Origin of the sequence: Carboxydothermus pertinax, from assembly GCF_001950255.1 — a bacterium.
GTDB lineage: Bacteria > Bacillota > Z-2901 > Carboxydothermales > Carboxydothermaceae > Carboxydothermus > Carboxydothermus pertinax.
Genome location: NZ_BDJK01000063.1, coordinates 1 through 465, shown reverse-complemented (window position 1 = coordinate 465; position 465 = coordinate 1). Strand labels below are relative to the sequence as shown.

Genomic DNA, 465 nt, shown 5'->3' with positions numbered 1-465 from the left:
GGGGCAAATAATCCCAGGGCAAGGAAGAGATATCGAAGAGGTAATTAAGATAAAGGGAAAAATGGTCTAATAAGACTACCGGGAAAGCGCCAAGAGCAGGATTAAAAGATTTTAAGAAGCTTTTAAGGGCGGAAATAGGTGATTTGCCGCCCATATTTTTACCGAAATGAGGTCTGCGATAATTAAAGTAAAGGAGCCAACTCTGAGCCATTTTAAAGAAGGCAGAACGGGAAGTAACTTTTGCAAGATTGATAGAGTAGAATTCTTCATCATCAGAGCGATGAGAACGTTCAACAAAAGTATTAAACTGCTTTTGACCAGGAGGGATATTTAACAAAGAAATGTTCAAGGGATCAAAGATAAACTTTTGCATAATAGACTTTTTTCTAGAAGTAGGGAGTCCACCGAATTCTTCACCATTATCAGTTTGGAAGAAGAGATGTTGATTAACCCCAAGAGCTCTTA

At 38.3% G+C, this 465-nt stretch carries 1 protein-coding gene; it reads right to left on the bottom strand.

Annotation, left to right across the window (positions count from 1 at the left end; all coding sequences use genetic code 11):
* The coding region (locus cpu_RS12785; protein ID WP_143299326.1) for an integrase core domain-containing protein at positions 1-465 on the bottom strand (465 nt) is incomplete at both ends.